The 13,079-nt window shown below is 64.4% G+C and carries 12 protein-coding genes; 11 read left to right on the top strand and 1 reads right to left on the bottom strand.

All coding sequences use genetic code 11. From position 1 onward, the window contains the following. Positions 1 to 32: 32 nt before the first annotated feature. The 4 genes from murA (at position 33) to IPL79_13885 (ending at position 3,693) form a co-directional block, all read left to right on the top strand. Positions 33 to 1,289, top strand: a complete 1,257-nt coding sequence (gene murA, locus IPL79_13900; GenBank protein ID MBK9072078.1) for a UDP-N-acetylglucosamine 1-carboxyvinyltransferase — start codon at positions 33 to 35, stop codon at positions 1,287 to 1,289. Then, a complete protein-coding gene (locus IPL79_13895; GenBank protein MBK9072077.1) occupies positions 1,289 to 1,969 on the top strand; it encodes an ATP phosphoribosyltransferase in 681 nt (226 codons plus the stop codon). The genes murA and IPL79_13895 overlap by 1 nt, the downstream gene beginning before the upstream one ends. 10 nt (positions 1,970 to 1,979) lie before the next feature. Beyond that, a complete protein-coding gene (locus IPL79_13890) occupies positions 1,980 to 2,672 on the top strand; it encodes a hypothetical protein (GenBank protein ID MBK9072076.1) in 693 nt (230 codons plus the stop codon). Positions 2,673 to 2,964: 292 nt separating this feature from the next. Continuing rightward, the gene (locus IPL79_13885) at positions 2,965 to 3,693 is read left to right on the top strand and encodes a hypothetical protein (GenBank protein MBK9072075.1); all 729 of its coding nucleotides are present in this window, start codon (positions 2,965 to 2,967) and stop codon (positions 3,691 to 3,693) included. 65 nt (positions 3,694 to 3,758) lie between these two features. Here IPL79_13885 and IPL79_13880 read toward each other — a convergent pair whose 3' ends face one another. Next, complete coding sequence (locus tag IPL79_13880) at positions 3,759 to 4,526, bottom strand: hypothetical protein (protein MBK9072074.1); 768 nt, start codon at positions 4,524 to 4,526, stop codon at positions 3,759 to 3,761. Between the two features lie 93 nt (positions 4,527 to 4,619). Here IPL79_13880 and IPL79_13875 point away from each other — a divergent pair, with 93 nt between their 5' ends. The 7 genes from IPL79_13875 (at position 4,620) to IPL79_13845 (ending at position 13,019) form a co-directional block, all read left to right on the top strand. Further along, entirely contained in the window at positions 4,620 to 6,116 is a 1,497-nt protein-coding gene (locus tag IPL79_13875; protein ID MBK9072073.1) for a hypothetical protein, read from the top strand. Then, positions 6,113 to 6,736, top strand: a complete 624-nt coding sequence (locus IPL79_13870; GenBank protein MBK9072072.1) for a HEAT repeat domain-containing protein — start codon at positions 6,113 to 6,115, stop codon at positions 6,734 to 6,736. The genes IPL79_13875 and IPL79_13870 overlap by 4 nt, the downstream gene beginning before the upstream one ends. 346 nt (positions 6,737 to 7,082) lie before the next feature. Beyond that, complete coding sequence (locus IPL79_13865) at positions 7,083 to 8,204, top strand: matrixin family metalloprotease (protein ID MBK9072071.1); 1,122 nt, start codon at positions 7,083 to 7,085, stop codon at positions 8,202 to 8,204. A 113-nt stretch (positions 8,205 to 8,317) separates the two neighbouring features. After that, positions 8,318 to 9,295 (top strand): ATP-binding cassette domain-containing protein, encoded by a 978-nt coding sequence (locus tag IPL79_13860; protein MBK9072070.1) that lies wholly within the window; start codon positions 8,318 to 8,320, stop codon positions 9,293 to 9,295. After that, positions 9,285 to 10,271: a hypothetical protein gene (locus IPL79_13855; GenBank protein MBK9072069.1), complete on the top strand. Its 987-nt coding sequence runs from the start codon at positions 9,285 to 9,287 to the stop codon at positions 10,269 to 10,271. Before IPL79_13860 ends, IPL79_13855 begins: the two co-directional genes overlap by 11 nt. 43 nt (positions 10,272 to 10,314) lie before the next feature. After that, complete coding sequence (locus IPL79_13850) at positions 10,315 to 11,151, top strand: peptidoglycan DD-metalloendopeptidase family protein (GenBank protein ID MBK9072068.1); 837 nt, start codon at positions 10,315 to 10,317, stop codon at positions 11,149 to 11,151. Positions 11,152 to 11,228: 77 nt separating this feature from the next. Beyond that, positions 11,229 to 13,019 carry an FHA domain-containing protein gene (locus IPL79_13845; protein MBK9072067.1) on the top strand — a complete coding sequence of 597 codons (1,791 nt, stop codon included), beginning with the start codon at positions 11,229 to 11,231 and terminating at the stop codon, positions 13,017 to 13,019. Positions 13,020 to 13,079: the final 60 nt, after the last annotated feature.

Below are 13,079 nucleotides of genomic sequence, written 5' to 3'. Positions count from 1 at the left end.
GCGCCGGACGGCCGGCTGTTCATAAGGAAACCATGGATAAAATTGTCGTCGAAGGCGGCGCGCGCTTGCAGGGAGACATTAAGATCAGCGGCGCAAAAAATGCCGCGCTGCCGCTGCTAACCGCCACCTTGCTGGTCGAGGAGCCGTGCACGCTTCGCAATGTGCCGCAGCTGCAAGACGTGCTCACCATGTGCAAGCTGCTGCGCATCCTCGGCCGCGATATCGAGGGCACGCGCAACTTGGTGCTCTCGCCGACCGCGAGCCGCAAGCGCGCAATCGAAGCCCCTTACGAGCTGGTGAAAACCATGCGCGCCAGCATCTTGGTGCTCGGCCCGCTGGTCGCGCGTTATGGCAAGGCCCGCGTCTCGTTGCCAGGCGGCTGCGCGATCGGCGCGCGGCCCATCGATCAACATCTCAAAGGGCTCGAGGCCATGGGCGCTAAGGTCACGCTCGCCCACGGCTATGTCGACGTCGAGGCCAAGCGCTTGCGCGGCGCCCGCATCGTGCTCGACATGCCGACGGTAACCGGCTGCGAAAACTTGATGATGGCGGCGACCCTGGCCAAGGGGCGAACCATCCTCGAGAACGCCGCACGCGAACCCGAGATCGAAGACCTGGCGCTGATGCTCAACGCCATGGGCGCGCGCGTGACCGGCGCCGGCACGGCGACCATCACCATCGACGGCGTCGACGAGCTGCATGGCGTCGACCACAGCATCGTCGCCGATCGCATTGAAGCCGGCACCTTCGCGATTGCCGCCGCCATCACGCGCGGCGACGTTTACTTGCAGGGCGCGCGCGCCGAGCATCTCGAAGCGGTGATAGCCAAGCTGCGCGCCGCCGGCGTCACCGTCGTGCCGGATGAGGGCGGCCTTCGCGTCAAGGGCACCGGTGACCTCGCGCCATTTGACCTCATCACGCAGCCGCATCCCGGTTTTCCCACCGACATGCAGGCGCAGTTCATGGTCCTGGCGAACATGGCCAAGGGCAAGAGCGTGATCAAGGAAATGATCTTTGAGAATCGCTTCATGCACGTGCCTGAGCTGGTGCGCATGGGCGCGGACATTACGGTCGATGGCCGCGTCGCGGTGATCTCCGGCGGCAAGAAGCTTTCGGGCGCCGCGGTGATGGCAACCGACCTGCGCGCGTCGGCCAGCCTCGTCCTTGCCGGCCTGGTCGCGCAAGGCAAGACCGAGGTGCTGCGCGTCTATCACTTAGATCGCGGCTACGAAGCCATCGAAAAGAAGCTGCGCGCCGTGGGCGCCAAGATCAAACGGATGAAGGCCTGATGGCGGCCGCGGGCAAATCCTCGCCGCGCCGCGCGGGCCCTGGCGACCTATTAACGCTGGCGCTGCCCAAAGGGCGCATCTTGCAAGAAGCCGCGGCGTTGCTGGCAAAGGCCGGCTATGACGTCTCGCCCGCGCTGGGCGAGTCGCGCGAGTTGCAATTTGTTTGCGGCCCACTGCGGGTGCTAGTCGTTCGGTCGTCGGATGTCATTACTTATGTAAGCCGGGGTGCGGCCGACCTCGGCGTCGCCGGCAGCGACGTCCTCGAGGAGGCCGGCGTCGACATGTATGCGCCACTTTGCCTCGGCATCGGCCGCTGCGACATGGTGGTGGCGGCGCGCGCGGACGAGCAGACGCGGCCAACGTCGATGCAGCTCATCCGCGTCGGGACCAAGTATCCCCGCACCGCGGCCAAATACTACGATAGCCGGGGGCTCGCCGCCGACATCATCGAGCTTTCAGGTTCCATCGAACTCGGGCCGTGGACGGGCCTTTGCGACCAGATCGTCGACATCACTCAGAGCGGCGAGACGCTGCGGCAGAATCATCTTACCATTGTCGACAAGGTAGGACCCGTGGCCAGCATGTTGGTGGTCAATCGCGCGGCGATGAAATTGCGCCACGCCGAGATTTCTACGATGGTGGCGCGGCTGCGCGATCACGTGCAGGCGCCCGTGGTATAAATAGCGTTGCGTGTTTGATGACTTGCACCCGCTGATCGCAGGCGACTTGCGTCGGCATCCACGCGTGGTGCAGCAAGGCCTGTTTGGCGACGCCGAGTCGGCGCGCCGGCTGATCGAGGCCTTGCCGCCATTTCCGAAGCTGCGACAACCCTATGCCGGGCTCATCGCCATCCTCGATTGGGACCATCGGCTGCCGTCGCGCGTCGTCACGTTGCGGCTCAATGCCTACTATACCAAGGCCGCGCAAGCGCGCGCCGAGAACGACTACGTCGGTCGCTGCGACGGAATTGCCGCGCGCAATCTGTATCCCGAATTCGACGTCGCTGATTTCGCCGAGATGCCGGTCGATGAGTCGTATGAGATCGATCTGACGCCGACCGGCGGGCTCATCGAATGCCGCTTTACGGCGCCTTGGCGCCGCGATGTCAACGCGCGCGAAGCGGCCGCCGCGTTGGCGATCACCGAGGCGTCCGCGGAATACCAAGAAATCGTCAAGGAGGCAGGACCACGCCCGGCGTATCTTGGCAAGGCCGAAGCCGTGGCGTGGGCGCCACCGTGCGAAACCGGTTGCGAAGGTTGGACCGTCGACGTGTGGTATTTGCTCTCGTTTGACATGGGGATGGGCCTGGGCAAAAGTTTTTTGTGCGACTTGCGGTCGCAACAAGTATCGTTCGTGCGCGATTTCAACGCGCAGATCACCTAGTGCTCTGTCTCATCTTCGTTGAGACAGAGCACTAGCCGTCGCGAGTTTCGGGGTGTGGCTAGGTAGTGCACCTACACCTGCCCTGAGGGAAAAGCCCCCATAACTGGTGTGGCGCCCCCCGGGATGCGCGTGTCGGTGCCTTGGTTACAGCTTATACGGAAAAATACAAAGCGGAGTCATTGCAGGTAGCTAGTAGAACGCCGTCCATGTCGACTGCGGCGTAACCGCGCGGGCACCGCGCAAACCTGCGTGGCACAGGCTATGCACTAGCTACTGGCAAGAGGAAATGAACATGACCCAACGCCAATCAAATACGCTGTTTGCCGCCTGTCTAATGACCGTTGCCTCGGCCGGCATATTTGCCGGTTGCGCCAACGACGACGCGCCAGACCAAGCCCGCGACGTGCAACCCCTTGGCTCGATTGTCGTCTGTGAAACCACGGCGGCCACGCTGTGCGCTGGCGCCGCCGACCCCGCGGCATGTCTCGCAGGCCTCGTCGCCATTTGTCCCGACGTGATCTCGACCGATGCTGCCACCTGCGAAGCGAAGTTCGCCGCGGCATGCGCCTCGTTTGGCCTGCCACAAGATATTTGCGACGCGGCCGCGGTCAACGTTTGCACCACCTTCACCACGCCCGGCGTCTGCTATGACGACACCTACAATGCTTGTATCAGCCTCGGCGGCGCCGACGTGCTGTGCAACGACGTCGCCACCGCGCTGTGCAGCAATCCCGGCGCCGTCACCTGCGACCAATTTGTCGACAAACTTTGCGCCGCGATTCCGCTGAGCCAAGGCGATTGCGATGCCGCTCACCAGGGCCTTTGCAGCTCAGGTGGCCTCAACCCAAATCCTGGCAGCGTGACGCCCGTGCCGCCCGCCGGTGGTTGCGACGCAAGCACCGTGGTCAACGCCTGCACGCCAGTCGACTGTCCAGCCTGGGTGCAGAGCATGTGTGATGCCGCGCAGCCCCCTGTCGCGGACGCCGAATGTGCCCAGCGCATCGCGCAGATTTGCACCTAGTGCCAAGGCACTAGCAGGCTACCAAGCTGGCCTCGCTCGTGATGGGAGGGGTTTTGAGATACGCGCTAGAGCGCGAGCTGCACGCCAACCGAAATGGTTGGCAAGAGCGCGCGGATGCCGCCATCAATATTGATGGCGATATTTTTTTGTGGTCGCACCTGCAAGCCGACAAAGCCATTGAGCGACGGCAGCACCGGCGGGATATTGTAGGGGTCGTCAACGTTCTCGGCGGCTGGATCGTCGGCACACGACTCGTACGTGTTGGACGTGCACAGCTGGTCGGTGCGATTGACGCCGCCGATCATGACGCCGATGCCAAGGCCGCCGCCATAACGAAACGCCATGGTGTCGTTGAAGGGCTTATAGCCAATCCACGTCAGGTCGGCGGTAATCCAGCTCAAGCCGTCGTTGGTGACGTCGTCGACGTCGCGCCCCATGATGGGCTGGCCTTGCTCGAGATACAGGCCGTTGGGAGCAGACAACGTGTCGTAGTTGAGGCTGACGGCAAACTCGGAATTCTCGCGCCGCCATGCGAGCTCGGCGCCAAAGCCGACGTTGTTGCTCGAGCTTGGCACGCGCTCAACAAACCATTCGATCATGCCGCGCGGCAGCGACAAGTAGCGGACCTTGACGCCGATGCTAAGCTGTTTCTTGGGCCCCGCCGGCGGTGGTGGCGGGGGCTCGTCGTCTTGGCGGGCGAGCGTGCCGGCGTCGGCCGCGGTAGCCGTGGGCGAGGCATCGGTGCTGGCAGCAGCATCATCCGCCGGATCGGCCGCGACCACTGAGGGCAGGGCGAGCGCCGCCAAGAACGCAAAACAAGGGGTACGCTTCATTTGCCGAACCTATCACGTGCGGATTGCCAGCCAACCAAGCTGCCAAGAAAATAGCCCAAGCGCCGTGCACAACGGATATAGTCCGCCGTGGCCATGGCAAATACCTCCGCCGCGATCGCGCTGTTTGTGGCATGCGCCGCAAGCGCTGCTTGTGGCGGGAAGGCGGGCCTTGGTGAGCCATGCGACGTCGCCCGCGATTGCGAACTCGGCGCCCAATGTTTTGCCGGCCGCTGCGTGCCCACCTGCCAACGAGGACCAGAATGTGGCGATGGCTACACGTGCGACGAGGGCGCGTGCGTCGGGGCGGTTGGCGAGCTAGGGCAGCCATGCGCTAGCGAGATGGCTTGTGGCCAGGCGCTTTCATGTCACGTCACAGATGCGGGGTCTGGGGCGGCCAGCTGCGTCGTCGAAACCGCGGCGCTGCCTGATGGAGCGGCCTGCACAAGCCATGCGGCGTGTCGCCACGGGACATGCATGTTTGATCGCTGCGTCTCGCTGTGCGCCGCCGAAATAGATTGCCGCCAAGGCGAGCGATGCCAGGAGTCGCCGTATCTCGTCGATCGGTTTGCCATCGCCAGCCCAGGCGAACCGCCGCCCCCCCTCGTGGCGCATTGCCTCGCCGATGAGCCAACGCTCGTGTTTGAGGTGCCCGTGCATAATTCACCGGCGGCGGCGACATGGCTGCCCATGCCGCGCGGCGCGACCTCGTTTACGGTGGCGACCTTTGTCGGGTCTGGCAAGCCTTTAGTTGGGATGGCCGCGCTCACCTCGCCAAGTGGCACGGCCGATTACGAGTGGCCGCAAACCGATGCCGCGTATCTGGCAGGCGCGCGCTATGCGCCTACCGAGGCAATGTCGCTATTTACGTGGCCACGTCCCAGCGGCCAGGCGATCGAGGCCGGCGCGTATCGCGCGGATTTGGGCGTCTTTACGCCCGCGCGACAGCGACTCGCCGTGCCCGCGGTGGCCAAGGTGGTGGTGCGCATGCTGCCGTTGGTGAGCGTCGATTTAGCGCTGCATGTGCTCGATACGACAGATCACCCGTGTGTGTCGCCGTTTAGCGCCGCGACGATCAACAGCGGCGATGAGATCATGGCGCAGTATCTGCCGGCGCTGCGCGCGATCTTACAACCCGCGGGCATCGCGGTTGGCCGCGTGACGTTTTACGATCTGACCGATCGGGGCGATCTAGACGAAATTGCGGCTACGGACTTGGCCGCGCTCCACGAGGCCGCCACCGCCCCCGGCGCGATTAATATCTATCTGGTGCGCAGCGTGACGCCGGCAGGCCTCGCGGTGGCGACGGCGGCCATTCCTACCACGAGTGCCTCAACCTTCACCGCGGCGCCCGTTGCGCTGTCGTTGGCGGCGCGGTGCTACCTTAGCTGGCGCGACCTGGCGCGCGCCACCGCGCGCACCCTGGCGATCCACGCGGGCATGTGGCCGAGCCTTAATCTCGCAGGGCAAGCCGATAATTTCGCGGACACGCCGCAGAGCAGTGACAACCTCATGCACCCCGCCGAGTATGGCGGGACCAGCCTGTCGACGAGCCAGCGCTACTATTTGCGCGAACATATGGTGGTGCCATGAGCGCGACGCACGCGGGAGCTAGACGGCTTGGCTGGCGAGGCGCTACGTCCGCCTTGGTCATCGCCTTATTTTGCGGCGGCCTCGCCGCCGGCATGAACCCGTCGCCTTCCGCACCGTTGGCGCTCGTACCGACGTTAGATTTTGCGTTGAGCGCCGCGAGCGAGTTGCCTAGCAAGCGCCTGGTTGAAGAAATTACCGGTAGCGCCGAGGCGGCGGCAACGTCGCTACAGCAGATCGCGACCGATCCCAACCGCGCGCCTGGGGTTCGCTTGCGCGCGCTTGCCAGCCTGACCGCATATCCGGGCCCAGCGCTGCGCAACGCCATGAGAGGCCTGCTCGATGGCTACGCCGCGCAAGCCGAGCTTTTGCCGATAGACGTGTGGATGGTGCGCGGCGCGCTCGAGGTGTTGGCGACGTGTGGTGATGCGGGAGACGTCGCGCGCATCACCACGTGGCTCGAATGGGAACCATCGCGCGATGTTCGCGCCCGAGCCGCGTGGGCGCTCGGCGCGCTCGGCGAGGTCGGCGGCATTGACGCGCTCAAGAAGCGTTTCTTGCGCGAGTCGGTGGGCCAAGTAAGCTATCAAATTACGACCGCGCTAGATCTGCTTGAACAATAGCGCAGAGTCAAATTGCCCCAACTTTCATGTGACATCGCGACGCGGTGACAACAAGGAACATCTCGTGTGCGAGATGTCGTCTAACAGACCGGCCTTCATTCTAACAGAGAAGCGCGCAACCGCACGTTCTGCCTACATGCGCGCACTCATCGCGGTAACGGCGCCGCGTGGCCAGCCAACGAGTTACGCACCGCGTGTGAACGCGACGTCACAGCTAGCCGCTCGCGCGGAAGCCCTTGATGTGTCGCGATGACAACACCCTACAACTTGGCACCATGTGTGAAGTGGAAGGTGGTCGGAGGGTGACATGACACAGGCGAGATCAAGAACAATAGCGTGCGCCAGCATGGCCATGGCCATCGCGTGGGCAAGCGGCGCAGGTTGCGCGCTTGAATCATCTGCGACGCTGGGCGTTGATACGGAGGTCCCGGACAACTTCGCCGAGTTTGCGGCGCAAACGTATCGCGAGCCATGGGACGGCGGCCTTTACATTGTGAATGGAGATACGCCCATCGTCGATGATAAAGAACTCTATGAATTTTGGCAGATGCTCCGCGCGGGTGATGGCGGTCTCATCGTCGATCAGGCTGGCAACGGCGATAACGCGTGGAACACGGCCGCCAAGCAAAACCTGACCTACTGTGTCAGCAATAGCTTTGGCGCCAACAAACCGCAAATGTTGGCCGCCCTAACCGCCGCGACAACACAGGGATGGGAAGCCTTCGCCGATATCGATTTCGTCTATCTGGCGGCCCATGACGCCAACTGCACGAAAAACAACAATTCGGTGGTTTTCAACATTAGGCCGGTGTCCGGACAGCAATATTTGGCGCGGGCCTTTTTTCCCAATGACCCACGCAAGGCGCGCGAGGTGTTGGTCGATGCCAGCGCATTTGCGACCGGCGGCTGGCCGCTCAAAAATGTCTTGGCGCATGAGCTTGGCCACGCCCTTGGATTTCGTCACGAGCATACGCGGCCACAGGCGGGCGTCTGCTTCGAAGATGACAACTGGCGGGCCTTAACCGAGTACGACGCCGCCTCGGTCATGCACTATCCACAATGCAACGGCACGTCGACCGCCTTGGCCTTTACGACCAAGGATCGCCAAGGCGCGGTAGCGTTGTACGGTGCGGCTGGCGCGGCACCCGGCGGCACGCCAAGCGGCGAACCCACGACGGTGCATTTTGCGGGCAACGTGAGCAAGAATGCGTTTGCGCGCTTCGCCGCATTCAAGGCCGCTGCCGGAACAACATTTTCGGTCGCGATGACAGGCAGCGGCGACCCAGACTTGTATGTTCGCTTCGGCGCGGCGCCGACGGCGAGCCAGTACCATTGCCGACCTTATCTCGAAGGCGCGACCGAGCTCTGCGAGCTCACGGTACCCGCGGGCATTAGCGAGGTCCATGTTGCGGTCTTTGGTTACACCGCCGCCTCCTATAAGCTCGACGTCGCCTATCAAAAGCCATAAGGCCGGCGTGCGGGCGGCCAACGCGCCTATATAACTGCGCACGCGGTGCACCCGTCGACCTCGCGTGCGGTCAAAAACTTGGTCGCCCTGGCAGGTTCGCGTACGACGTTAGTATGAGCGGATTTGGTCGTCGTTTGCTCCGATTCGCGCGTGGCTCGGCCATTGATCTGCCGGACGTGCAAGGCATCGCCGATACGCCCCCGGCCGTGGCCAGTTTTGTGGCCGGTGCTGATGACGACGTCGCGCTCGGCGAGCACGAGCTATGCCCCGACGAATTCGTCGTCGCCATCAACGACGACGGGGGTGATCTCGACGAGCCGTCTACCTCCCTCGTAGGCATCGCGCCGCACCCCGAATTGCCACCGCCCTTGTTACAAATCGGAACGCTCGCGTTGGCGCGCGGCGACGTTGCGATCTTGCACGCCGAGGCCGGCGCCGGCAGCGAGCAATTAATCGCGCAGGTCTTGGGACTTACCTCGAGGGCCATCGAAGGCGTCGCGTTGTGGGGTCATCATGTGGCGAGGCTTCGCCCCGCGGCGATCCGCGCCATGCGCCAACGCATTGGCGTGGTGCCGCAACGCCTGCAGCTACTAGATCGCCGCAGCGTTTTTGACAATGTTGCCCTGCCGCTCGAAATAGACGGCGTCACCGCCGACGAGCTCAGCGCACGCGCCGACGAGCTCTTGCAAGCCTTTGACCTCGCGAAAGTCGCGGGTCGCACGGTCGGCTCGCTGTCGCTGGCAATGCAGCAACGCGTCGCTTTTGCGCGGGCCTGCATCCGTCGCCCCGAATTGGTCTTAGCTGATCATCCCACCATGCATCAAGATGACGCCGGCGTAACCTTCTTTGCGGATCAGCTCGCGGTGATGCGGCACCTGGGCGCGACCGCGCTCGTCGTCACGAGCGATCTCCGCTTGCTCCATCGCGCGCGCGCCGAGCAGTGGGCACCGTACGTGCTTCACGACGGCCTGCCGGTGGCAGCGCACGCGGCCGCGCGTGACGTAGAATTTTTGTTCGAGTCGGTTGCCACCTCGCCCCGCGAGGAGCAGGGGGCATTTGCTATGGGGAGTGCGACGGGCTATGCGGGCTAGCCATCGCGTCAAGCGCACCCTCCAGCACGCGACGCGCGCGGCGGCGCGCATGTGGCGGGACCAGGGCTCGCAAAATGTACGCGCCATCATTGGCGTCGCCTGCGCGATGCTGTTGCTCGTGGTCGCGCTGGTATGTCGCCGGCCACTGGGCCAAGCGCTGACGCAGCTTGAGGCGAGCAGCCAAATGGTGATCTACCTTTCGCCCTACGTCGAAGATGACGTGGGGCAACGCTTGGCAGATAAGCTGGCCCAACGCGGCGGCGTGGTCGGCAGCGAGTTCGTTAGCCGCGACGCCACGCGCGCGCGCTTGCTCGACGCGTTTCGCGGCCACGAGGCTGTGCTCAGCGAGCTCGACAGCGCAAGCCTTCCGGCGTCGATCGAATTGCGGTTTGCACCTGGCATCGCGGATGTAATTCCGGCCAGCCCGCTGCCTGCCGAATTACGCGCGCTGCCCGAGGTTGCCGAGTTGACGTTTGTCGGCCGCGACGATCACGCGTTGACGCCAGCGCTCGCGGCGGCGGCGCAGGCAAGCGCCTCGATAGGTTGGTTGCTCGCCCTGCTGGCGCTTGGAGTGGCGATCATTTCGCTGCGCTTTGGCACCGTCGATTTGCGCCGCGAGGCCTCCGTCATCGAGCTGCTTGGCGGTCCCCAGCGCATGTGGCGTGCGCCGGCCATCTTAATTGGGGGGCTGCAGGGCCTGGTTGGTGCCGGGTTTGCGCTGATTATCGGTTATTGGTTGACGCGCGCGCTCTTCGCGAACCTGCTGCATACCTACCCCGCGCTCGGCGATCTCGTGTCGCTACGTTTTCTAACCGCCGGCGAAATGGTCGGCGTGCTCATGGGCGCTACCGTACTTGGTATGGTGGTCGCGGCGACGGCGGTGCGCAGCCTGGCGCTATCGGGCACGGCGTGGCGTCGCGCCGACGAGACCTCCAACGCCGCCGTGCGCGCACAACGCGCGGGAGCGTGGAGTTAGCATGGGTCTGAGGCGCGGACGATGGCTAGCTCGCGTCGGCGCCGTGCGCCTGTTATTAACGGCAACCGTCGTAACCGCGCTGCTTGCGCAAAACGACGCCATGCCCGCTGCCAACGCGGCGGCTGGCGTCGATGCGCCCTTGGCGCCGCTCGCGCGCCTCGCGCGCCAACAAGAAATCATCGATGACGCCTCCAAAATTATTCGCGATCGCCTCGCCGTGGTGCTCCGCCAACGTGAGACCTTTGCGCAAGCCGCGACCTTGGCCGTCTTGGCGCCTGCGGCCGGGCGTGGCGTCACCGCGAAGCCGTCGGTGGGGGCCGCGCGGCGGCGAGGCTTTGCCGCCTTCGTGCTCGGCCGATATCAACGCGACATTTCGATGCAACGCGCCGAGGCAACGCGCATGGCGATCGCGGATCGGGCCGCGGCGCAGCGCCTGACCGAGCTGCAGGCGGCGTTGGCGACGCCGCTGACCAAATTGCGATGGCCGACTAACGGCGCCGTGTTGGTTGAGTTTGGTACCCGCCACGATGCCGCGCGCCGACTTACCCTGGCGCAACGAGGCATGCGGCTCGCCGTCGGCGACGACGCGCGCACGCCAAAGGCCGTCGCGGGCGCAGACATCAGCGCGCCTGGCGATGGTACGGTAGCCTATGCGGGACCCCTGCAGGGCCTCGGCCTCGTCGTGGTGCTAGATCACGGCGCCATGATGACCGTCGTCGGCGGCCTTACCTCGGCACATGTGCGCACAGGAGAATACATCGCGCGCGGCGCGCCCATTGGTCGCGCTGTGGGGTCGATCTATCTCGAACTTCGTCTCGGCGCGCGCCTGGGGATGCCGGTCAATCCACGGCCGTACTTCGCCGAGTTTCCTAGCAAATGATGTCAGGCAAGTAGCGGCAAGCCGGAATCGTTGGGTATATTGAAATCCAGGCCCACGCCGTTGGGACGTCTTCGCACATGTTCAAACTAGTGATCTCAGATGACGAGGGCAAGACCACGGTCGTGCCGTTGGTCCGCGACGAAATCACCATTGGGCGCAAGGAGGGCAACACGATCCGGCTCACCGAACGCAATGTGTCGCGGCGTCACGCCCGCATCGTGCGCGCAGGCGATCAGGTCGAAGTCGAAGATCTCGGCAGCTACAACGGCGTGCGCGTCAATGGCGTGCGCATCGACGTCAAGCAAGCGCTTTCCATGGCCGATCGCGTGCAGATTGGCGACTACCTCATTGAGCTCAAGGCGGAGGCCTCGGCGCAGCTCGGCCCCGCGGGCGCACCTACCTCACAAATGGCCGCCGTTGGGGGAGGCAACACCGAGCCGACCGCCATCGGGGTCATGTCGCGCACGATCACCGCCCCGGATGTGGCGGTGGTGCCGCCACCGGAGGCGCTCGCGGCCGATTCGTCACAATTTGTCCGCAACGAGCTCGACGCCGATCCAACGGTACCGGTGCGTGCGAGTGCCAGCGGCAGCCTCGCAAGCCAGGCGGGCTTCGCGCGCTTGGTCGTGTTGTCGACGTCGTATGCCGGCGAAGAGTTTGTGCTCAATCATGCGCAGGCGATCATTGGCCGCGACAGCGATAGCGAGATTAGCCTCGATCATAAGTCGCTGAGCCGCAGCCATGCGCGCATCGTGCGCGAGCTTGATACGGGCGCCTACCATATCGAAGACCTCGAGTCCGCCAACGGCGTGCGCGTCAATGGCTCGCCGCAGCTGCGCAGTCCGCTTGGTCGAGGCGACCTCATCGAACTCGGCGATTTGAAGCTGCGCTTTGTCGCTGCCGGCGAGGAATTCTCGTTTAGCCCCGAACATACGTTGGCCGACGCCAGCGAGCCACCACGCGGCGGCAAGACGCTTTGGATCGTGCTCGGCGTCATCGCCGCAGCCGGTATCATTGGCTGGCAGCTAGTTAGTCAGTCATCGTCGACCGCGAGTCTGACGCCCAAGGCGCCCGATGCCGCCACGCAAGCGCTCGACGCGGCTGTCCCAGTGATCGATGCGGCCCTTGTCGATGCGGCAATCGCCGATGCGGCCCTGGTTGATGCCGCCGCGATCGACGCCACCATGGTGGTGATGGCACCGGACGCCGCGCAAGCGCCCATTGCACCGCGCCCCGAGGCAGCCTTTGCGGTGGCCGTAAAAGCTGGGCAACACGAGGCAGCCTTTGAGCTGTGGCGCGCGAGCGCAGATGATCCGGCCTTCGTTGCAGCCGCGGCGCGCGACAAAAAAACGCTTGAGCGCGCGTACACCGCGGCGCAACTAGCCGCGGCCAAGCCACTATCGGCCGCGAAGGATTGCGCCGCCATCGAAGCGTTAGCCACGCAGGCCGCCGCTAATTCCACCAGCACGGCGACGTCGCTGCGCACGCTCGCCGCCAAGTGCGTCACCGCCGCGGCCGCGCCGGTGACGTCCGAGCCCAAGCCCGAAAAGAAGCCCAAGCCAACGCTCGATGCCAGCACCACGCCCGTGGTGACTGCGCCAACCACGGGTGACCCGAGCAACGCCGCCGAAGCGATCGCCATTGCGCGCGATGCCGCGTTCAATGGCTTTCACGCCAAGGCCGCGCGCTATGCCGCCACGGCGTTAAAATTCGAGGGTGGCAATGTCGATGCCTTGCAGATCTTGGTCTTGTCGAATTGCAAGATGGGCAAAGCCGACGAGGCCAAGCGCTTTGCGGGCAAGCTGCCCGCGGCTAGCCGCAGCGCCGTTCGCCAGGTGTGCCTGTCGCATGGCGTCACCCTTGACTAACGCGGCCGGTCTCCCGGCGGCCCAAGGCTGCGGCCAAAAATAGGCGCGAAATTGTACAAA

This window comes from Myxococcales bacterium (assembly GCA_016716835.1).
Taxonomy (GTDB): Bacteria; Myxococcota_A; Polyangia; order Haliangiales; family Haliangiaceae; genus JADJUW01.
The sequence above is the reverse complement of the archived record's forward strand: the minus strand, read 5'-3'. Positions and strand labels throughout refer to the sequence as shown.

Coding starts and splice junctions, on each gene's coding strand:
- IPL79_13860 (MBK9072070.1), top strand. CDS start 8,318: ATGAGCGGATTTGGTCGTCGTTTGCTCCGATTCGCGCGTGGCTCGGCC.
- IPL79_13865 (MBK9072071.1), top strand. CDS start 7,083: ATGGCCATGGCCATCGCGTGGGCAAGCGGCGCAGGTTGCGCGCTTGAA.
- IPL79_13895 (MBK9072077.1), top strand. CDS start 1,289: ATGGCGGCCGCGGGCAAATCCTCGCCGCGCCGCGCGGGCCCTGGCGAC.
- IPL79_13855 (MBK9072069.1), top strand. CDS start 9,285: ATGCGGGCTAGCCATCGCGTCAAGCGCACCCTCCAGCACGCGACGCGC.
- IPL79_13875 (MBK9072073.1), top strand. CDS start 4,620: ATGGCAAATACCTCCGCCGCGATCGCGCTGTTTGTGGCATGCGCCGCA.
- murA (MBK9072078.1), top strand. CDS start 33: ATGGATAAAATTGTCGTCGAAGGCGGCGCGCGCTTGCAGGGAGACATT.
- IPL79_13845 (MBK9072067.1), top strand. CDS start 11,229: ATGTTCAAACTAGTGATCTCAGATGACGAGGGCAAGACCACGGTCGTG.
- IPL79_13870 (MBK9072072.1), top strand. CDS start 6,113: ATGAGCGCGACGCACGCGGGAGCTAGACGGCTTGGCTGGCGAGGCGCT.
- IPL79_13885 (MBK9072075.1), top strand. CDS start 2,965: ATGACCCAACGCCAATCAAATACGCTGTTTGCCGCCTGTCTAATGACC.
- IPL79_13880 (MBK9072074.1), bottom strand. CDS start 4,526: ATGAAGCGTACCCCTTGTTTTGCGTTCTTGGCGGCGCTCGCCCTGCCC.